The organism is Croceicoccus mobilis (assembly GCF_001661965.1).
Lineage (GTDB): Bacteria > Pseudomonadota > Alphaproteobacteria > Sphingomonadales > Sphingomonadaceae > Croceicoccus > Croceicoccus mobilis.
Window position 1 is genome coordinate 105,371 of record NZ_LYWZ01000027.1, and the last position, 18,257, is coordinate 123,627.

Below are 18,257 nucleotides of genomic sequence, written 5' to 3' on the forward strand. Positions count from 1 at the left end.
TCGCGCAAGGGAAATCCCGCAATGAGCGGTGTGAAGATCAAGATCTGCGGCATCCGCGACCGCGCCGCCCTGGATGCGGCGATGGAAGCGCGCGCCGATTACGTCGGGCTTGTCTTCTACGCCCCCTCCCCGCGCGCAGTCAGCCCCCGCGAAGCCGCGCAGCTGGCCGAATTATCGGGTGATCAGATCGACCGTGTCGGCCTGTTCGTCGATGCCGGCGACGCCGAGATCGAGCAGGCGGTGCAGGCAGGCCGGCTTGGCGCGCTGCAGCTGCACGGTTCGGAAACGCCCGAACGCGCAGCCCAATTGCGCAGCCGTTTTGGCCTGCCCGTGTGGAAGGCGATTGCAGTATCCGGCCCCGGTGACATTCGCCGCGCCCATGATTACGCGGGCGCTGTCGATCTCGCCCTGTTCGATGCCAAGACGCCCAAGGGCACCTTGCCCGGCGGCATGGGGCTGTCTTTCGACTGGTCGCTCCTCACCTCTTATCGCGGGCCGCTGCCATGGGGGCTTGCCGGTGGGATCAATCCCGACAATGTCGCCGATGCCGTTTTGGTAACCGGCGCCAGGCTGGTGGACGTGTCATCTGGTGTCGAAAGCGGCACTGGAGTCAAGAGCCCAGAGAAGATCGCCGCCTTCGCGCGGGCGGTCAGGGGGGCCTGAACCGCTGGCTGAACCGGCTTCTCATGCTGGACACGACTCGCCTGCTCTGCCAATCGCGGGCGCATGACCGAGACCCAGACGCCTGTGCGGCCCAACAGCCTTTCGAACCAGCCTGACGAGCGCGGCCATTTCGGCCAGTTCGGCGGACGCTATGTTTCCGAAACGCTGATGCCGCTGATCCTCGATTTGGAACGCGAATATCGCGCAGCCAAGGCCGATCCGGCATTCCACGAACAGTTCGAGGATCTCCTCGAACATTACGTCGGTCGCCCCAGCCCGCTCTATTACGCGGAACGGCTGACCGAGGAACTGCGCAAGGACGCTCCTGCCGGAAAGGGCGCGCAGGTCTGGTTCAAGCGCGACGAGCTGAACCATACCGGCGCGCACAAGATCAACAATTGCATCGGGCAGATCCTGCTGGCCATCCGCATGGGTAAGACGCGCATCATCGCGGAAACCGGCGCGGGCCAGCATGGCGTGGCTACCGCCACCGTTTGCGCGCGTTTCGGCCTGCCCTGCGTCGTTTACATGGGCGCGACCGATGTCGAACGGCAGCAGCCCAATGTCTTCCGCATGAAGCTGCTGGGCGCCGAAGTCGTGCCGGTCAAGGCGGGCGCGGCCACGCTGAAGGATGCGATGAACGAGGCGCTGCGCGATTGGGTCGCCAATGTGCATGAAACGTTCTACATCATCGGCACCGCCGCAGGGCCGCACCCCTATCCCGAACTGGTCCGCGATTTCCAAAGTGTGATCGGGCGTGAGGCGCGCGCGCAGATGCTGGACCGCATTGGCCGCCTGCCCGACGTTTGCGTCGCGGCGATCGGCGGCGGGTCGAACGCGATTGGCCTGTTCCACCCTTTCCTCGAAGACGAAGAAGTCGGCCTCTTGGGCGTGGAAGCGGCGGGTTACGGCCTCGACAAGGAACATGCCGCATCGCTGGCAGGCGGCGCGCCGGGCATCCTGCATGGCAACAAGACCTATCTCTTGCAGGACGAGGACGGCCAGATTCTTGAAGGCCACTCAATCAGTGCCGGCCTCGATTACCCCGGCATCGGCCCCGAACACGCATGGCTGCGCGACATTGGCCGCGTCGAATATATCAGCGCGACGGACAAGGAGGCGCTAGACGCCTTCCAGCTCCTCTGCCGGACCGAGGGCATCATCCCTGCCCTCGAACCCAGCCACGCCATCGCGGCAGTGGTGAAACGCGCGCGCGAAATGGACGAGGATAGAATCGTGCTGTGCAATCTGTGCGGGCGCGGCGACAAGGACATCTTCACCGTGGCCAGCGCCCTCGGGGTGGAGATTTGAAACCCTTCCGCTCCCGCGATTTCACCGCCGACAGGGCATGGGGCAGCGCGCTGCTTGGCCAGGTCGACGATGTGACCGCGCGGCTGCACTGGACCGACCAGCCCTATCGCTGGCATCGCAACACCGGCAGCGAAGTGTTCTTCGTCGTCGATGGCGTAGTCGACATGCATGTGCGTGAGGGTGGACAAGAGAACATCTATCGGCTTGAGGCCGGTGACAGCATGACTTTCAACGACGGCGACGAACATGTCGCGCACCCTGTGGGGCCTGCGCGCATCCTAGTCGTCGAGCGGCAGGATAGTGAATGACCCGCTTTGAAAAAACCTTTGCCAAGCCGCAGCCCGCGCTCGTCTGTTTCATCACGGCGGGCGATGGCGATACGGCGGCCAATCTCGACGCTCTGGTCGAGGGCGGCGCCGATGTGATCGAGCTGGGCATGCCTTTCACCGATCCGATGGCCGATGGCCCGGCAATCCAGCTGGCTAATTTGCGCGCATTGGGTGCGGGCACCACCACCGCCGACGTGCTGAAGCTCGCCGGCGATTTCCGCGCGCGGCATCCCGATATTCCGCTGGTGCTGATGGGCTATGCCAATCCGATGGTGCGCCGCGGGGCGGACTGGTTCGCGCGCGAGGCAAAGGCCGCGGGCGTCGATGGCGTGATCTGTGTCGACATTCCGCCCGAGGAAGACGATTCGCTGGGCACCGACCTTCGCGCCGAGGGGATCGCCCCGATCCGGCTGGCGACGCCCACCAGCGATGCGAAACGCCTCCCCGCCATTCTGGAAGGCGCTGGCGGCTTTCTCTATTACGTCTCGGTCGCCGGTATCACCGGGCTGCAGCAGGCCGCGCAGACCAGTATTAACGATGCGGTTGCGCGGCTGAAGGCAGCGACCGATCTGCCCGTGTGCGTCGGCTTTGGCGTGCGCACCCCCGAACAGGCCGGAGCGATCGCCAAGGTTGCAGATGGTGTGGTTGTCGGCTCCGCGCTGGTTGACCTGATTGCAAAGCACGGCCACGAGGCCCCGATGCATATTCGTGATTTGACCGCCGCGCTGGCACAGGCCGTGCACTCGGCGAGGGAGACTGCCTGATGAGCTGGCTCAATGAAGTTCGCAAACGCCTGCCTTTCGTGCAGGCAAAGCGTGACACGCCCGACAATCTCTGGCGCAAATGCCCCGGTTGCGGCGAAATGCTGTTCACCAAGGAATATGAGGACAATTTGTGGGTCTGCCCGCGCTGTGAACATCACGGCCGCGTCGGCGCCGACACGCGCCTGGGGCAGATCATGGATGCGGGCTATACCGTGCTGCCGCCGCCGCATGTAAAGGAAGACCCGCTCCGCTTCCGCGACACCAAGAAATATCAGGACCGCCTGCGCGCGGCGCGCAATAATGCGCCCCACCCCGACGCACTGACCAATGCCGAGGGCACCATCGATGGCCGCAAGGCGGTCGTCGGCGTGCAGGATTTCGGCTTCATGGGCGGATCGATGGGCATGGCCGTGGGCGATGCCTTTGTTGCGGGCGTCGACCGGGCGGTGCTGGCCAAATGCCCCTATGTGATCTTCACCGCTGCTGGCGGCGCGCGCATGCAGGAAGGCATCCTTTCGCTGATGCAGATGCCGCGCACCACCGTCGCGATCCGGCGGCTGCATGATGCAGGCCTGCCCTATATCGTCGTGCTGACCGATCCGACCACGGGCGGCGTCACGGCCAGCTATGCGATGCTGGGCGACATCCAGATTGCGGAACCCAACGCCCTGATCGGCTTTGCCGGACAGCGCGTCATTCAGGACACGATCCGCGAACAGCTGCCCGAAGGCTTCCAGCGCGCCGAATATCTGCACGAACACGGCATGCTCGACATGGTCGTGCCGCGCGGTGAGATGAAGGACACGCTGGCCAAGGTCATCGACTACATGATGGCCGCGAAAAAGGCCGCCTGAGGCCCACTATCCGCCATGCGCGACTTCGCCGTTTCGGAAGACCCGCGCGTGCAGGCGCAGCTTGACCGGCTGGAGGCATTGTCCATTCCGCAGGGGCGGCTGGGGCTGGATGCGATCCGGGCGCTTTTGGCGCGGCTTGGCGATCCGCATCTGGCCATGCCGCCGGTGTTCCATATCGCGGGCACCAATGGAAAGGGCTCCTCCAGCGCCTTCCTGCGCGCCATGCTGGAGGCGGACGGGAAGCGCGTACACCAGTTCACCAGCCCGCATCTGTGCCGTTACAATGAACGGATTCGGCTCGCGGGCGAATTGATTTCCGATGTCGCGCTGGCCGATTTGCTGGCCGAGGTCATTGATGCGGGTGAGGATGTCGGCGCCAGCTTCTTCGAGGTCACGACCGCTGCCGCCTTCCTTGCTTTCAGCCGCACGCCTGCCGATGCCTGCGTGATCGAAGTGGGGCTTGGCGGGCGCTTCGATGCGTCCAACATGGTCGCCCACCCTGCTGTCTGCGGCATCGCCTCGCTGGGGCTGGATCACGAACGTTTCCTGCTCGCGCCCGATGACAGTGCCCCTGCCCACCCCATGGCGCGTATCGCGTTCGAAAAATCGGGCATCGCCAAGCCGGGCGCTCCGCTAGTGACGCAAAACTATGTGCCCGAGGCGGAGGATGCGATTGCCGCCAGTGCCGCGCGGATCGGCGCGCCGCTCCACATGCGTGGGCGCGACTGGGATGCCGTGGCGGGTGAGGCCATCGAATATCGCGACCGGCATGACACGCTGACCCTGCCGCTTCCGGCCCTGCCCGGCGCACATCAGGCGGATAACGCGGCGCTCGCCGTGGCGATGCTGCGTCTGCAGGACGCGGTCTCGGTCAGTGCCGAAGCCATGGCGCAGGGCATCCGCGCCGCCCGCTGGCCCGCGCGGCTGCAATGGCTGTCGGCTGGGCCGATGACCGAATTCGTCGATGGCGGGCGCGTGCTGCTGGATGGCGGGCACAACCCCGATGCGGCGCGGGTTCTGGCGCATTATCTCGGCGGGCTTGGCGAAGAGGTGCATGCCGTGTGCGCCATGCTCGACAATAAGGATGCGCGCGGGTTCCTGACGCCGCTTGCGCCCTATCTCTCCAGCCTGACCGCCGTGCCGATACCGGGCCATGCCTGCCACCCGCCCGAATTTCTGGCAAAGGTCGCGGGCGAACTGGATATCCCCGCCCGCACCGCCGACACGCTGGATCAGGCGCTGACCGGAGCGCAGGGCCCGCTGATGATCTGTGGCTCGCTCTATCTCGCGGGCACGGTGCTGCGCGCGAACGAGGAATTGCCCGATTAGGGCGCGGTGATCCCCGCCTTCCGGCCCAGCCGAACCTCGCGCATCCATTCGATGACGCACGCGACCACTGCGATCATGCCCAGCATCGTCGTCAGGATGAAGACCGGGTAATAGCCCTGTTCGTCGATCATCTGGCCCAGCGCCCCGCGCCCCAGCGTGCCGACAAGGAAAGTCAGCGAAGACAGCAGCGCATATTGCACGGCGGAATAGCCCTTCGACGTGATCGAGGACAGGTAAGCCACCAGCGCCGCGCCAGCGAGACCGCCCGCGACATTCTCACCCGCGATTGCCATCATCAGTTTCGCCAGCCGCAGATCGCCGCCCAGCCATTCGACCAGCGTGGTGAAACCGGTGATGTTCGACACCAGCTCCATATAGGTGCCGCCCAGCGCCAGATCGGCATAGAGCAGGTTCGAGAGCGCCGCCGTCAGCGCGCCGATGAACAGCACCGCCATGCGCCCGATATAGCTGAAGAGCACGCCGCCCAGCATGATGCCGAACATCAGCGCGCCAACGCCGAAACCCTTGGACGCGATGGCGACCTCATCCTTCGAATATTGGAGTTCGCCAAGGTAGAAGGGATAGGCGAAGCTGCCCCAGACCGTGTCAGTGAAACGGTAGGAGAGCACCAAGGTCAGTACGATGATAATCGCCCAGCCCAGCCGCCCGACGAATTCGGTCAGCGGCAGGATCAGCGCGCGATAGCCATGATCGACGAAGCCATCGAGCGCCGTCATCTTGGGCACCGAACCTGTCAGCACATGCTTGCCCTTACGCCGCCAGTTTTCGAGGACCGCGGCGATAATCACCGGGATCACCACGGTGGCGATGACGATGATCGGACCCATGCCGGTGATGAATTCGACCGAATCGGGCCGCGTTTCGGGGTTGGACGAAAGCGACCGGAACATGAACACGCCCACGGTCACCAGCGCCCATGCCCACAGCACACCCACCGCCGCCAGCGCCCAGCCGCGAATCTTCGGCTCCAGCTGGCCTGCCTGCCGCAATTCGCGCAGCGCATCGTCATCGGCGGTCAGCGAAGCCACGCTGCGCGTCGGTTCGGGCGCAAAGATCGCGGCGATGGCGATGGCGGTCATCACCGCGCCCATGATCAAATAGACGGTCGGCCAATCGGTCGCCTGCGCGATCACCAGTGCCAGCGCACCGCCGACCAGCACCGCCGTGCGCCAGCCAAGCTGGTACACGGTGGAAAGCATGTCGATCGTCGCCTTCTCGTCGGCGACATCGACGCGCCATGCATCCATCACCACGTCCTGCGTCGCGCCCGCAAACGCGCCCAGCGCCGCCATCAGTGACAGCAGTCCGATGGCATTGGCCGGATCGAGCTGCGACACGAACAATAGTACAATGCCCAGCAGGAACTGCGCGGTCACGATCCACTGCTTGCGCCGCCCCAGCTTCTTCACCACCGGGATATTCACCCGGTCCAGAAGCGGCGACCACAGGAACTTGAAGCTATAGGCAAGCCCGATCAGCGAAAACACGCCCATCGTTTCAAGGTCGATCGATGTATCGCTCATCCACGCATAAAGCGTGGAAAGCAGCAGCGTATAGGGCAGACCCGAAGCGAAACCGAACAGCAGCATATAGGCCGTTTTGCGATTGCCCAATGCGGCAATCAACGCACGCCAGCCCGGCTTGGGAGCCTTGGTAGCCGGTTCGACCGTTTCATCTGCGGTGGCGGGTGCGCTGCTCATCCATTCTCCTGCTTATGCGCGTCAATCAACGGCGGGGTGTAGCCTATTGCGCCCTTCATGCAATTTACACATGGTGGCTTTGCACCGAATTGGACTCGAAAACGGCTCATATCGGCTGGGCCGAGCCATCGAACCCGCATGCGGCGCTTGCACGATGCTCGCCGATGGCGCATGGCGCGCGGCTGAACGGATAGCCTTAACGACATGACAGACAAGCGCCCCCCTTCCCGACCCGGCGGCCCCCGCAAGGGCAAAGCAGATGGCCCACGCACCGGACGAGGCGGTCCGCGCGGCGATGCGCCCCGCAAGGATGGACCACGCCCCGGCAACCCGGGCAAGCCTTATCGCGCGAAAAAGCCCGGATCGCGGCCCGGAAGCGCGCCCAAATCCAGCCAGCCCAGCCCTGACCTCCCCAAGCGCGAGGGCGAACGCATTGCAAAGCTCCTCGCCCGCGCCGGCATCGCCAGCAGGCGTGAGGTGGAGCGCATGATCGAAGACGGCCGCGTCGCCATCGACGACAAGGTTCTGGATACCCCGGCTGTCGTGCTGAAAAACCTGAAAGGCGTGACCGTCGACGGCAATCCCGTCGCGCAGCCCGACGCGCCGCGCCTCTATCGTTTTCACAAGCCGCAGGGCCTGTTGACGGCAGAGCGCGATCCGCAGGGGCGCCCGACGATCTACACCGCGCTCAGGAACGCGCTGCCCGGCGACACGCCGCGGCTGATGCCGGTGGGAAGGCTCGACCTGAATACGGAGGGGCTGCTGCTCCTCACCAATGATGGTGAGCTGAAGCGCGCGCTGGAACTCCCTGCGACCGGGGTTCCGCGCACCTATCGCGCCCGCACATTCGGCGACATCAGCCAGACGCAGCTGGAAGAGCTGATGGACGGGATCGAGATCGACGGCGTGCATTACGGACAGATCGACGCAAACCTCGAACGGCGCACGGGCCGAAACCAGTGGATCGAACTGACTCTGACCGAGGGCAAGAACCGCGAGGTTCGCCGCGTTCTTGAACATCTCGGGCTGAAAGTGTCGCGCCTGCTGCGCCTGTCCTATGGCCCCTTCGTGCTGGGCGACCTGCCACGCGGTCAGGCCGATGAGGTGCCGCAGCGCGATGTCGAACGCCTGCGCAAGAGCCTGAAATGAGGGGCCCGGCAAAGGGCAAAGGCGCCAGGCCCACCGGTCTTCGCATCGTCGCGGGCGAATGGCGCGGGCGTAAGCTGTCTACGCCCGAAGGTGACGCCACCCGCCCCACCGCCGACCGCACGCGAGAGGCGCTGTTTTCCATGCTGACCAGCCGCCTTGGCAGTTTTGACGATCTCTTCGTCGCCGATTTATTCGCGGGATCGGGCGCGCTCGGGCTGGAGGCGTTGTCGCGCGGCGCAGGCCGCGCATTGTTCGTGGAACAGGACGCCTCCGCGATCCGCGCCCTGCGCGCCAATATCGCAGCCCTGCGTGCACAGGCGCGCTGCGACGTGCGGGCAACTTCGGTGCTGTCTCTGCCCAAGGGCAGCGAGCAGCCCGACCTTATCATGATGGACCCGCCCTATGGCACCGGCGCTGGCGCGGTCGCGCTCGACCGGCTCAACCGGCTGGGCTGGATCTCGCCTTCGGCATGGATCAGCATCGAGACGGCAAAGGACGAAGAGGTCAAGGTCAAGGGCTTCGACGTCGAGACGTCACGCGATAGCGGCAAGGCGCGCATCCATCTGTTGCGCCTGTCGACGGGTTCTGTGGAACCGGAAACGGAATAAAAAGGACGGCCTCGCCAAAGCGAAGACCGCCCTTCTCCCCTTCTCTCCCCGATCTTATGGCCGATCAGGGCCGAGCATTCGGGTTTTCGGCGTTACGACCCCATCTCGCTGGCGGGCTGACCCGGCCAGTAATCAAGCGGCTTGTTGCCGTAATTCTTGCCCGCTGCGCGCGGATTGACGCAGCTGTCGGTGCGCCCGTCGGTGCAAAGCGGATATTCGCTGTCCGGGGTCTTGGGCGTGGCGGCCATCGGCTGCGCCATTTCGCCGCTCTTCATCACCATCTTCGGGGAGGTGGTTGATGCGCTCATGCCAGTCGATGCGCTGGTGCTGGTCGAGGCGCTGGCGCTATTGGCAGCCATCTGCTGATTGATCGCGGCCCATGCCTGCGCACGCTGCGCCGGGGTCATGGTGTCGATGCGCGAACGCTGGTCGGCGGTCATCGCCCAATAGACATTCTGCTGGGCCGGCTCCAGTGACCAGTAATAATCCTGATAGCTGGTCGGCCAGGTCCAATAGGTCGTGCGGCTGTCGGCGGGCCAGCTCCAATAGCTGGTGCGATATTCCGCCGGCCATGCGACATATGTCGTCTGATATTCCGGGCTCAACGTTTCAAACTCCGCCTGCTGCTCGGCATTGAGCTGCGCGATCACGTCGGCCTTCTTGTCGGATGCGGTGTTAGATCCGCCTACGGCATCCTGTGCGTGAACGGCCATCGGGGCTGCGCCAAGCATCATGGCGGCGCCCGCCATCAGAAGATTTTTCATCAGTATAACTCCGGTATCGTTTTGCTTTGTGCTTGCTGAAACTACGCAGAAAAGCGCGATTTCGTTCCGGACACCCTCGCCCGGCGCGCCTTTGGATGGCTTGCGCCCGATGCATTCGTTCCCTACCTGTTCACCGATGGAAAACCCGCTTTCAGCAACAGCAGATTCCCCCGTCAATTCCCGCGCCGAACCGTTCATTTCGGGCCTTAACGAACCGCAGCGCGAAGCCGTGCTGACGACCGAGGGGCCGGTGCTGATGCTGGCAGGCGCGGGCACCGGCAAGACGGCGGCGCTGACCGCGCGGCTGGCACATCTCGTCGCAAGCCGCCGGGCGTGGCCGTCTGAAATCCTGTGCGTCACCTTTACCAACAAGGCGGCGCGCGAAATGCGCGAGCGCGTCGGCCAGCTGATCGGCCCCGCGGTGGAGGGGATGCCATGGCTCGGCACGTTTCACGCGATTGCCGCACGCATGCTGCGGAAACATGCGGAGCTGGCGGGGCTACAGTCGAACTACACGATCATCGACACCGACGATCAGATCCGTCTGCTGAAACAGCTCATCACCGGCAATGACATCGATGAAAAGCGTTTTCCCGCGCGGCAGCTTGCCGGGCTGATCGACCGCTGGAAAAACCGCGGCCTGCTGCCCGGCGATCTCGATGCGGTGGAGAACGAGGCCTATGCCAATGGCAAGGGCGAACAGATGTATCGCCTCTATCAGGACAGGATGAAGGCGCTGAACGCCTGCGATTTCGGCGATCTCCTGCTGCACACGGTCACGATCCTGAAGCGTCACCCCGACGTGCTTTCGGAATACCGCCGCAAGTTCAAATATATCATGGTAGACGAATATCAGGACACCAACACCGTCCAGTATCTGTGGCTGCGCCTGCTGGCCGAAAGCAAGGGCGAGGCCGGCCATAATATCTGCGTCGTGGGTGACGACGACCAGTCGATCTATTCCTGGCGCGGGGCGGAGGTTGCCAATATCCTCAGGTTCGAGCGTGATTTTCCCGGCGCGAAGATCATCAAGCTTGAACAGAACTACCGCTCCACCCCGCAGATCCTTGCCGCCGCATCGACGCTGATCGGCGCGAATAGCGAACGTCTGGGCAAAACGCTCTGGACCGAAAAGGATGCGGGCGATCGCCTCCGCGTCATCGGCGTATGGGACGGGCCGGAGGAAGCGCGCCGCGTCGGCGACGAGGCCGAAAGCCTGATGCGGCAGGGCATCCGCCTTGCCGATGCCGCCATCCTGGTGCGCGCGCAGCACCAGACGCGTGAGTTCGAGGATCGCTTCATCCAGATCGGCCTCAACTATCGCATCGTCGGCGGCTTCCGCTTTTACGAGCGGGCCGAGATCCGCGATGCGCTGGCCTATTTGCGCGTAATCGCCCAGCCTTCCGACGACCTCGCGTTCGAGCGGATCTACAACAGCCCGAAACGCGGTCTTGGGCAAAAGACGCTGGAAAAGATGCACCGCCATGCGCGGGCGACCGGACTGCCGCTGGCCGCTGCCGCGCTGGACATTTGCGATACTGATGAACTTCCCGCCCGTGCCCGCAACACGCTGCTGCAATTGATGCGCCAGTTCGCGCATTGGCGGGACGAGGCCAGGACCCTCGCCCCTGCCGAGCTCATGCGGCAGGTGCTGGACGAAAGCGGCTATACCGAAGCGCTGCAGGCGGAAAAAACGCCCGAGGCGAACGGGCGGCTGGAAAACCTCTCCGAACTCGCCCGCGCCATGGAGGAGTATGAGACGCTGGGCGCGTTCCTCGAACATGTGTCGCTGGTGATGGACAATGATTCCGCCGACGATGCCGACACCATCACCATCATGACCATGCATGCGGCCAAGGGTCTGGAATTCGACCATGTCTTCCTGCCCGGCTGGGAAGAGGGCGTTTTCCCCTCGCAGCGCGCCATCGACGAAGGCGGGCTGAAATCCCTGGAGGAAGAACGCCGCCTCGCCTATGTCGCAATCACGCGGGCACGAAAGCGCTGTACCATCATGCATGCCGCCAATCGCCGCATTTATGGCCAGTGGACGAGTTCTATCCCCTCGCGCTTTGTCGAGGAATTGCCAGAAGACATGATCGACATGGAATCGACCATGACCGGCGGCGCATCCTTGTGGCGCGCCAATTTCTCAGAGCGCGAAGACCCCTTTGCCCATGTCGCGGCGGCGCAGCCTGCACGCACCATGACTCGCGGCCCCGGTTTCCGCCGCGCCAGCAGCGGCGATTACGATCCCGCGCCCAAGCGCATCCGCGAAACGCATCGCAGCGCCGCCAGCTTTGCCGCGAAGCCGCGCACCGACATCGCCATCGGCCAGCGCGTGTTCCATGACAAGTTCGGCTATGGCGAAGTGCTCTCGCAGGAAGGGAACAAGCTGGAGATCGCTTTCGAAGGCGGATCGACCAAGCGGCTGCTCGATTCTTTCGTAAAGCCCGCCTGAGCCGGGGTTTCGCGACGGAATGACAAAAATTCCGATTTTTTCGGGAACATGGCGACAATGTGGCCAGTTGGTTGGGCAGGGACATAAAGAACCGCCCGAAAGATCTGGAGACATCACATCATGAAGAAATTCGCGATCGCCGCATCCGCCCTTGCCCTTCCCTTCGCCGTTGCCGCTTGCGGCGGCGATGTCGAAGACGCGCAGGCCGACCTGGCTGAACAGCAGATGGAATCGCAGGAAGACGTCCTTGAAGAACAGGCCGATCTTGCCGAGGAAATGGGCAATGACGCCATGGAAGACCAGCTCGACGACGAAGCCGATGCCGTTGGCAACGCGGCTCCCGAAGCTGGCGAAATGGTCAACGAAGACACCGCGATGTAATCGTCGCGTCGATCGGCCCGCGCTTTACCGCGCAGCCTGATCGTGAAGCACCCGCCCGCGCCAACCGGCGCTGGCGGGTGTTTTCGTATCTGTTTCAGATATCGCCAGCCGGCTCGTTCAAGCCGCGCCGCCCGAACCGTGCGGCAATCGCCTCGAACGGGCGGGCCAGTTCCCCGATGGGGCCGCGCGTCCCGGCCGCAATGCCCGTCTTGCACCCCAGATATGGCGTGGGATCGCACCATGTCCCGAACATCCGGTCGAACAGGGTGACGGTATTGGCGTAATTGGTGCCCATCAGCTCTTCATCATCGATGTGGTGCAGACGATGCGCCGCAGGTGACATCATGATCTTGCCCAGCGGCCCCAGCGTCCACGGCACGTCGGCATGGGCGAAATAGCCCCACCATGTGCGAAGCAGGTTTGCTACGATGATCGCCCAGATCGGAATGCCCAGCGCGATCGCCAGCATATCGTCGAGCACCAGCGAGAACAGCCGCGATAGAGGATGTTTGCGCGTGACCGAAAGCCAGTGCATCGCCTCATCCGAATGATGCGTCGCATGGATCGGCCAGAGCGAAGGGTCATGTTCGAACCGATGCCGCCAATAGGCCGTGAAATCGACGACCAGCACTGCAGCCAGCACCGTCACCGGCGCCCACAACCCATCCCAGAACGCGACGAGTGCAGGCAGTTGTGGCACCAGCAAGGCCACTGCTCCTGCGGCCACTGCATAAAATGGCGCGAGCAGCACGTAATTGATCAGCACCAGCACGATATTCGTGCCCACCTCATGCCGGCAGCGGCGAAAGGCGGCCATGACGCGCGGCCCTTTCGTAGCGATTGCCAGCGCGATGAAGACCGCCGCGATGGGCGCGGTGGTCTTGATGAACGAGAGTGCGGCTGCGGCCTGAAATTCCATGGGCGCAATCTGCCGCGCCCATGGCAAAAAAGGCGTTAACGCGGGGCCCGCTTTTTCAGGCCCCGACGCTGATCGGAATCAGACTGCCGAAACGTTGAGGAAGTCGGGAACCGGACCGTTCCAGCCACCCTCTGCCGCGGTCGCCGCGGGTTCCTCGTCGCGCTTGCGGCGCGCCGGTCGCGCTGCGCGTTCGGCGCGCTCTTCGCGAGCGGCGCTCTTTTCGCGCGGCTTGCGGGCCTTGGGCGCTTCCTCTTCGGCAGGCGCTTCGGGAGCAGGAGCAGCCTCTTCCCTTGGCTTCGCCTTGGAACGGCTGCGCGAACGCTTGGGCTTGGCTTCGGCTTCCGCCTCTGCCTGCGATTCCACCTGCTTTTCAGCAGGCGCTTGGCTTTTGGCGCCGCCCAGTTCGAAGACCGGCAGCACATAGCTGGTCAGCTTCTCGACATTCTCGATCGCCTCGGCGTCTTCCTTCGTGACGAAGGTGAAGGCGCGGCCCTTGGCCCCTGCGCGCCCCGTGCGGCCGACGCGGTGGACGTAATCGTCCGGGTGCCACGGCGTGTCATAGTTGAAGACGTGGGAAACGCCCTTTACATCCAGACCGCGCGCGGCGACATCGGACGCGCAAAGAATGTTGATCTTGCCTTCCTTGAACAGCGCAAGCTCGGCCAGACGCGCGCTCTGGTCCATGTCGCCATGGATTTCGCCGGTCTTGAAACCGTCGCGCTGCAGCTGCTTGTTGAGATCGCGCACGGTCGTCTTGCGATTGGCAAAGATGATCGCGGTGTTGATGTCGTCGCTGCGCAGCAGTTCCTTCAGCACGTCGCGCTTGCCGCGCGAAGTGGTCATCACCTTGAACTGCTCGATATTCTCGTTCTTGCTGGCGGCCCGGCTGACCTCGATAGTCTTGGGGTTCGACAGGAACTTGTCCGCCAGCTTCTTGATCGGCCCCGGCATGGTTGCCGAAAACAGCAGCGTCTGGCGGTTGGGCGGGAGCTTGGTGCAGATATTCTCGATATCGGGGATGAAGCCCATGTCGAGCATGCGGTCGGCTTCGTCGATGACGAGGAGTTCGCAACCCGTCAGCAGGATCTTGCCGCGCTCGAACAGGTCCATCAGGCGGCCCGGCGTCGCGATCAGCACGTCCACGCCCTCGTCCAGCGCCTTGACCTGATCGCCCATCTGCACGCCGCCGATCAGCAGCGCCATCGAAAGGTCCTGGTTCTTGCCGTATTTCTCGAAATTCTCGGCAACCTGCGCGGCAAGTTCACGCGTCGGCGCGAGGATCAGCGAACGCGGCATGCGCGCTCGGCGGCGGCCATGGGCAAGGATGTCGATCATGGGGAGCACGAAGCTCGCCGTCTTGCCGGTACCGGTCTGGGCGATGCCGATAAGGTCACGCATCATCAGGACGGATGGAATCGCCTGCGCCTGGATCGGAGTCGGCTCGTCGTAACCGGCCTCCGAGACCGATTTCAGCAATTCATCAGAGAGGCCGAGATCGGCAAACTTCATGCAATCATCCTGTGATGCGGTAAAATACGTTTCAGCTAATTCGATGACGCCCGCAATCGGGCATCTGGTGTCGCGGACATGCCGCCGACCGGCGTCGGAAGGCAGCAATGCGACAGGCCGCAAGCGCACCCGAAACACGGGGGCCGGCGACCGAAGCGCCCGCCTATGCGCGCACTGTGCGAAAAGTCAAGAGTTGCGCGGGATTCGGGTCGTATTTGCCCTCATTTCCTGCCGTTTCGGGACGGCGGGCGGCGCAATCAATCACCATCCCCGCCATTGCCATCGCCCCCGTCCTGCGAATTGTGCAGTTCGCGAAAGCCGCCCAACATGCAGTCGGCCCCCGAACGGGCGTGAAGCTCCTCGCGCCCGGCGCACAAGAGGCCGTCGCGCGGGCGTTCGACGTAAAACCCCGAATAAAAGCCCTGCACCGGGCAGGATCGTTCGAAATCAGCGGAGAACACCCGGCGATCACGCATGAACAGCAGCAATTGCCGCTGTGGCGACAGGCGAATCCCCGCGACCTGCGAAAGCGGGATGCACCGATGCGTGCCATCACTGCGCGCCCGCGTAACCGGGGGCTGCCGCGGGGGCGGAATGTCCATCTCACTCGCCGCGCGCCGGGAACTGAACGGGGTGATGCGCACGATCACACGGCGCTCAACGCGGACCTGGCGCGCCATGATCTGGCGCTGGACGTCTTCGAAAATTGCTTCCGGAGAATCCGGGTTGTCGGTGATCTGAGCAGGCTGATCGGGCAGGGAATCGGGCACCGGAACGGCCCCGTTGCCGAGCAATATTGCAGCCAGAAAAGGCAGTCCGCTTGCCATTCGGGTCGAGATGTCCCTTTTTTCGAACCGCCGATCAAGTGGCAATCCGTCTTGTCCCTGTTCGCGCTGACTGACGGATCGGCATTGAACGATGGCTGAACACCCCTGGAAGCCTCCTCCCCTTCCCGCCAGCCTGTGGCAAAACCTCCGCCCCTGTGGCAGATGGCCCCTGATGACCGACACGCATGCCAAACCCGAAATCGCAAACGCCGATCCCGTGCTGGAAAAGGCACTTGCCATCCTTGGCCCCCGCGGGCTGGTCACCGATGCCGACACTATCGAGCCATGGCTGACCGACTGGCGTGGACGCTATCACGGCGCGGCGCGGGCGCTGGCGCAGCCCGAAACGGTGGAGGAACTGGCCCAGCTGATCAAGCTGTGCGGCGAAAGCGGCGTGCCCATCGTCCCGCAGGGCGGCAATTCGGGCATGGTCGGCGGCGCGACACCGGACCAGAGCGGCGATGCCATATTGCTGTCGACGCGCCGCTTCCAGGGGATCGAGATCGACGAGCAGACCATGACCGCGCGCTGCGGCGCAGGCGTGATCCTGCAGGTGCTGCACGAAGCGGCCGAGGATGTCGGCCTGCGCTTTCCCCTGTCACTGGGCGGCAAGGGATCGGCGACGGTGGGCGGGCTGATCGCCACCAATGCGGGCGGCACGCAGGTGCTGCGCCATGGCACGATGCGCGCATTGGTCGAGGGGATCGAGGTCGTGCTTCCCAATGGCGACGTACTCGACCTGACCAGCCCGCTCAAAAAGGACAATCGCGGCTTCGACCTCAAGCAATTGTGGATCGGCTCGGAAGGGACATTGGGCATCGTCACCTCCGCCGTGCTGCAATTGGTGCCCGCGATCGCGGAACGCCGCGTGGTTTGGGCGGGGCTTCCCGATATCTTCACCGCACGGAAACTGCTCCTCCACTGCCAGCGCGCCATGCCCGACGCGCTGGAGGGTTTCGAGGTCATGCCCGGTATCTGTATCGAGCAGGTCCTCAAATACGTCCCCAATGCGCAAAGCCCGCTGGAGGGCGAGCACGGCTGGCACGTGCTGCTGGAATTCGACGCGGCAAAGGATGCCGCCGACGGCTTTGGCGAAGCGGTCGAACAGGTGCTGGCCGACGCGTTCGAGGCCGGGCTGATCGAGGACGCGGTGATCGCCGCGAACGAGGGGCAGGCCGCCCAGTTCTGGGAACTGCGTGAAAACATCTCGCCCGCCGAAAAGCAGCGCGGCCCGGCCATGCAGCACGACATCTCCGTCGCGGTCGCATCCATGCCCGAGGTCCTGAGCAAGGCGGAGAAGGAAATTCCCGAGCTTTTTCCCGGCACCATGGTCATGGGCTTCGGACATCTGGGCGATGGCAATATCCACCTTCACGTCTGCGAACCGGGCGCGCCGGATAAGGCCGCATGGGAAGCCAGCACCGGCAAGGCGGTCAGCCGCTGGGTCTATGAGATGGTGACGGCGGCAGGCGGTTCGATCAGCGCCGAACACGGCATCGGGCAGGACAAGCGCGACATATTGCTCGAAACGCATGATCCCGCCGCGATCCGGGCCATGCGCGCGGTGAAGGCCGCGCTCGACCCGCAGGGACTGCTGAACCCCGGCAAGCTGGTCTGATGCGCCCGCTGTCCGCGCTTTTGCACGGTTGATGGGCAGCGCGCCCGCCCCATCCCTTGCGCAGCGCACGGGGAGTGCGTAAAGCGCCCGGCCATGCGTGCCGCGGCTTTCGCGGCGCATCGATTGTGATTTCCTGACAGTTTCGGAGAGTTCCCATGGCGAGCGCGCCGCAAAACGCCAATCTGCCCCTTTTCTACAACTCGCTTGTGCCGCTGAATTCCAATGTGCACGGCAGCTGGAAAGCCCGCAGCACCGATGTTGCACCCTGGCTTGCCAAGCAGCACGCGATCCCGCTCACGGTTGAGGAATTTCCCGCCGCACAGCGCCAGTACCCCATCGTCTTCACCGCCGGTGACGAACCCGTTCCGATCGGTCTGATGGGCCTGAACGAGGGCATCAACACCTTCTTCGACGACGAAGGCAAGCAGACCGATCCGGTCTATGTCCCGGCCTATGCCCGCCGCTATCCCTTCCTGCTGGCAAAGCTCGACCAGAACTCCGATCAGCTCTCGCTCTGCCTTGACCCCGAAAGCGGTCTTGTGGGTGAGTTCGAGGACGGCGAAGCGCTGTTCACCGACGGCCAGCCCAGCGAAGCGACGCAGAACATCCTGAAGTTCAACGAGCAGTTCGAACAGGCAGGCATGCGCACCAAGAGCTTCATGGACGAGCTGAAGAAGCACGACCTCTTGATGGAAGGCGAAGTCGCCATCCGCCGCGACGACAACGAACAGCCCTTTATCTATCGCGGTTTCCAGATGATCGACCAGGCCAAGCTGCGCGAAGTGCGGGGCGATGTCCTGCGCACCTGGAACCAGAATGGCCTGCTGCCGCTGATCTATGCGCATTTGTTCTCGCTGGAACTGGCGCGTGAGATCTTTGGCCGCCAGATCAAGATGGGCAAGGGCCCGGCCGCGGCCGGTCAGCCTGCTGCACCCGCCAACGTCTGATCGCGAAAATCCCTCGCCCTGCCTTCGCCGCCTTAGGGGTAGCGCCAAGGCAAGGGGGCGGGAATAATTTTTTTCGGATGATGCCTTCTTGCAACAGGGCAGCCGA

17 protein-coding genes are annotated in these 18,257 nt (G+C 63.9%); 12 read left to right on the forward strand and 5 right to left on the reverse strand.

Going from position 1 to position 18,257, the window contains the following annotated elements:
• The first annotated feature begins 21 nt into the window (after positions 1–21).
• From A9D13_RS16900 to A9D13_RS16925, 6 genes are all read left to right on the forward strand, one after another.
• Positions 22–663: a phosphoribosylanthranilate isomerase gene (locus A9D13_RS16900; RefSeq protein ID WP_066776346.1), complete on the forward strand. Its 642-nt coding sequence runs from the start codon at positions 22–24 to the stop codon at positions 661–663.
• A 63-nt stretch (positions 664–726) separates the two neighbouring features.
• Entirely contained in the window at positions 727–1,974 is a 1,248-nt protein-coding gene (trpB, locus tag A9D13_RS16905; protein WP_066776348.1) for a tryptophan synthase subunit beta, read from the forward strand.
• Entirely contained in the window at positions 1,971–2,282 is a 312-nt protein-coding gene (locus tag A9D13_RS16910) for a cupin domain-containing protein (RefSeq protein ID WP_066776351.1), read from the forward strand. The genes trpB and A9D13_RS16910 overlap by 4 nt, the downstream gene beginning before the upstream one ends.
• Positions 2,279–3,067 carry a tryptophan synthase subunit alpha gene (trpA, locus tag A9D13_RS16915; RefSeq protein ID WP_066776353.1) on the forward strand — a complete coding sequence of 263 codons (789 nt, stop codon included), beginning with the start codon at positions 2,279–2,281 and terminating at the stop codon, positions 3,065–3,067. The genes A9D13_RS16910 and trpA overlap by 4 nt, the downstream gene beginning before the upstream one ends.
• The gene (gene accD / locus A9D13_RS16920; RefSeq protein ID WP_066776356.1) at positions 3,067–3,921 is read left to right on the forward strand and encodes an acetyl-CoA carboxylase, carboxyltransferase subunit beta; all 855 of its coding nucleotides are present in this window, start codon (positions 3,067–3,069) and stop codon (positions 3,919–3,921) included. The genes trpA and accD overlap by 1 nt, the downstream gene beginning before the upstream one ends.
• A gap of 15 nt (positions 3,922–3,936) precedes the next feature.
• Positions 3,937–5,250 carry a bifunctional folylpolyglutamate synthase/dihydrofolate synthase gene (locus A9D13_RS16925; protein WP_066776358.1) on the forward strand — a complete coding sequence of 438 codons (1,314 nt, stop codon included), beginning with the start codon at positions 3,937–3,939 and terminating at the stop codon, positions 5,248–5,250.
• Here A9D13_RS16925 and A9D13_RS16930 read toward each other — a convergent pair.
• Positions 5,247–6,971, reverse strand: a complete 1,725-nt coding sequence (locus A9D13_RS16930) for an AmpG family muropeptide MFS transporter (protein WP_066776360.1) — start codon at positions 6,969–6,971, stop codon at positions 5,247–5,249. The two genes, A9D13_RS16925 and A9D13_RS16930, sit on opposite strands and share 4 nt — an antisense overlap.
• A gap of 204 nt (positions 6,972–7,175) precedes the next feature.
• Here A9D13_RS16930 and A9D13_RS16935 point away from each other — a divergent pair, with 204 nt between their 5' ends.
• Positions 7,176–8,120, forward strand: a complete 945-nt coding sequence (locus tag A9D13_RS16935) for a pseudouridine synthase (RefSeq protein WP_066776361.1) — start codon at positions 7,176–7,178, stop codon at positions 8,118–8,120.
• Positions 8,117–8,728 (forward strand): 16S rRNA (guanine(966)-N(2))-methyltransferase RsmD, encoded by a 612-nt coding sequence (gene rsmD, locus A9D13_RS16940; RefSeq protein ID WP_066776363.1) that lies wholly within the window; start codon positions 8,117–8,119, stop codon positions 8,726–8,728. The genes A9D13_RS16935 and rsmD overlap by 4 nt, the downstream gene beginning before the upstream one ends.
• Positions 8,729–8,820: 92 nt before the next feature.
• On the opposite strand, the gene A9D13_RS16945 is transcribed toward rsmD, so the two are convergent.
• Positions 8,821–9,492 carry a hypothetical protein gene (locus A9D13_RS16945; protein WP_066776366.1) on the reverse strand — a complete coding sequence of 224 codons (672 nt, stop codon included), beginning with the start codon at positions 9,490–9,492 and terminating at the stop codon, positions 8,821–8,823.
• A gap of 136 nt (positions 9,493–9,628) precedes the next feature.
• Here A9D13_RS16945 and A9D13_RS16950 point away from each other — a divergent pair, with 136 nt between their 5' ends.
• Positions 9,629–11,950 carry an ATP-dependent helicase gene (locus A9D13_RS16950; RefSeq protein ID WP_066776369.1) on the forward strand — a complete coding sequence of 774 codons (2,322 nt, stop codon included), beginning with the start codon at positions 9,629–9,631 and terminating at the stop codon, positions 11,948–11,950.
• 120 nt (positions 11,951–12,070) lie between these two features.
• Positions 12,071–12,331 carry a hypothetical protein gene (locus A9D13_RS16955; RefSeq protein WP_066776372.1) on the forward strand — a complete coding sequence of 87 codons (261 nt, stop codon included), beginning with the start codon at positions 12,071–12,073 and terminating at the stop codon, positions 12,329–12,331.
• A gap of 94 nt (positions 12,332–12,425) precedes the next feature.
• Here A9D13_RS16955 and A9D13_RS16960 read toward each other — a convergent pair whose 3' ends face one another.
• The 3 genes from A9D13_RS16960 to A9D13_RS16970 form a co-directional block, all read right to left on the reverse strand.
• Positions 12,426–13,250 (reverse strand): sterol desaturase family protein, encoded by an 825-nt coding sequence (locus tag A9D13_RS16960; protein WP_066776374.1) that lies wholly within the window; start codon positions 13,248–13,250, stop codon positions 12,426–12,428.
• 78 nt (positions 13,251–13,328) lie between these two features.
• A complete protein-coding gene (locus A9D13_RS16965; RefSeq protein ID WP_066776376.1) occupies positions 13,329–14,759 on the reverse strand; it encodes a DEAD/DEAH box helicase in 1,431 nt (476 codons plus the stop codon).
• A 257-nt stretch (positions 14,760–15,016) separates the two neighbouring features.
• Complete coding sequence (locus tag A9D13_RS16970; protein ID WP_066776378.1) at positions 15,017–15,586, reverse strand: hypothetical protein; 570 nt, start codon at positions 15,584–15,586, stop codon at positions 15,017–15,019.
• A 172-nt stretch (positions 15,587–15,758) separates the two neighbouring features.
• Here A9D13_RS16970 and A9D13_RS16975 point away from each other — a divergent pair, with 172 nt between their 5' ends.
• Both A9D13_RS16975 and A9D13_RS16980 read left to right on the forward strand, forming a co-directional pair.
• A complete protein-coding gene (locus A9D13_RS16975; RefSeq protein ID WP_066776380.1) occupies positions 15,759–17,204 on the forward strand; it encodes an FAD-binding oxidoreductase in 1,446 nt (481 codons plus the stop codon).
• Positions 17,205–17,359: 155 nt separating this feature from the next.
• On the forward strand, positions 17,360–18,151 hold the full coding sequence (locus A9D13_RS16980) for a SapC family protein (protein ID WP_066776389.1): 792 nt from the start codon (positions 17,360–17,362) through the stop codon (positions 18,149–18,151).
• Positions 18,152–18,257 lie beyond the last annotated feature (106 nt).

Bases quoted from the DNA above. Each gene is read 5' to 3' on its own strand.
- A9D13_RS16900 (WP_066776346.1), top strand. From the start codon at position 22: ATGAGCGGTGTGAAGATCAAGATCTGCGGCATCCGCGACCGCGCCGCC.
- trpB (WP_066776348.1), top strand. From the start codon at position 727: ATGACCGAGACCCAGACGCCTGTGCGGCCCAACAGCCTTTCGAACCAG.
- trpA (WP_066776353.1), top strand. From the start codon at position 2,279: ATGACCCGCTTTGAAAAAACCTTTGCCAAGCCGCAGCCCGCGCTCGTC.
- accD (WP_066776356.1), top strand. From the start codon at position 3,067: ATGAGCTGGCTCAATGAAGTTCGCAAACGCCTGCCTTTCGTGCAGGCA.
- A9D13_RS16925 (WP_066776358.1), top strand. From the start codon at position 3,937: ATGCGCGACTTCGCCGTTTCGGAAGACCCGCGCGTGCAGGCGCAGCTT.
- A9D13_RS16930 (WP_066776360.1), bottom strand. From the start codon at position 6,971: ATGAGCAGCGCACCCGCCACCGCAGATGAAACGGTCGAACCGGCTACC.
- A9D13_RS16935 (WP_066776361.1), top strand. From the start codon at position 7,176: ATGACAGACAAGCGCCCCCCTTCCCGACCCGGCGGCCCCCGCAAGGGC.
- rsmD (WP_066776363.1), top strand. From the start codon at position 8,117: ATGAGGGGCCCGGCAAAGGGCAAAGGCGCCAGGCCCACCGGTCTTCGC.
- A9D13_RS16945 (WP_066776366.1), bottom strand. From the start codon at position 9,492: ATGAAAAATCTTCTGATGGCGGGCGCCGCCATGATGCTTGGCGCAGCC.
- A9D13_RS16950 (WP_066776369.1), top strand. From the start codon at position 9,629: ATGGAAAACCCGCTTTCAGCAACAGCAGATTCCCCCGTCAATTCCCGC.
- A9D13_RS16955 (WP_066776372.1), top strand. From the start codon at position 12,071: ATGAAGAAATTCGCGATCGCCGCATCCGCCCTTGCCCTTCCCTTCGCC.
- A9D13_RS16960 (WP_066776374.1), bottom strand. From the start codon at position 13,250: ATGGAATTTCAGGCCGCAGCCGCACTCTCGTTCATCAAGACCACCGCG.
- A9D13_RS16965 (WP_066776376.1), bottom strand. From the start codon at position 14,759: ATGAAGTTTGCCGATCTCGGCCTCTCTGATGAATTGCTGAAATCGGTC.
- A9D13_RS16970 (WP_066776378.1), bottom strand. From the start codon at position 15,586: ATGGCAAGCGGACTGCCTTTTCTGGCTGCAATATTGCTCGGCAACGGG.
- A9D13_RS16975 (WP_066776380.1), top strand. From the start codon at position 15,759: ATGACCGACACGCATGCCAAACCCGAAATCGCAAACGCCGATCCCGTG.
- A9D13_RS16980 (WP_066776389.1), top strand. From the start codon at position 17,360: ATGGCGAGCGCGCCGCAAAACGCCAATCTGCCCCTTTTCTACAACTCG.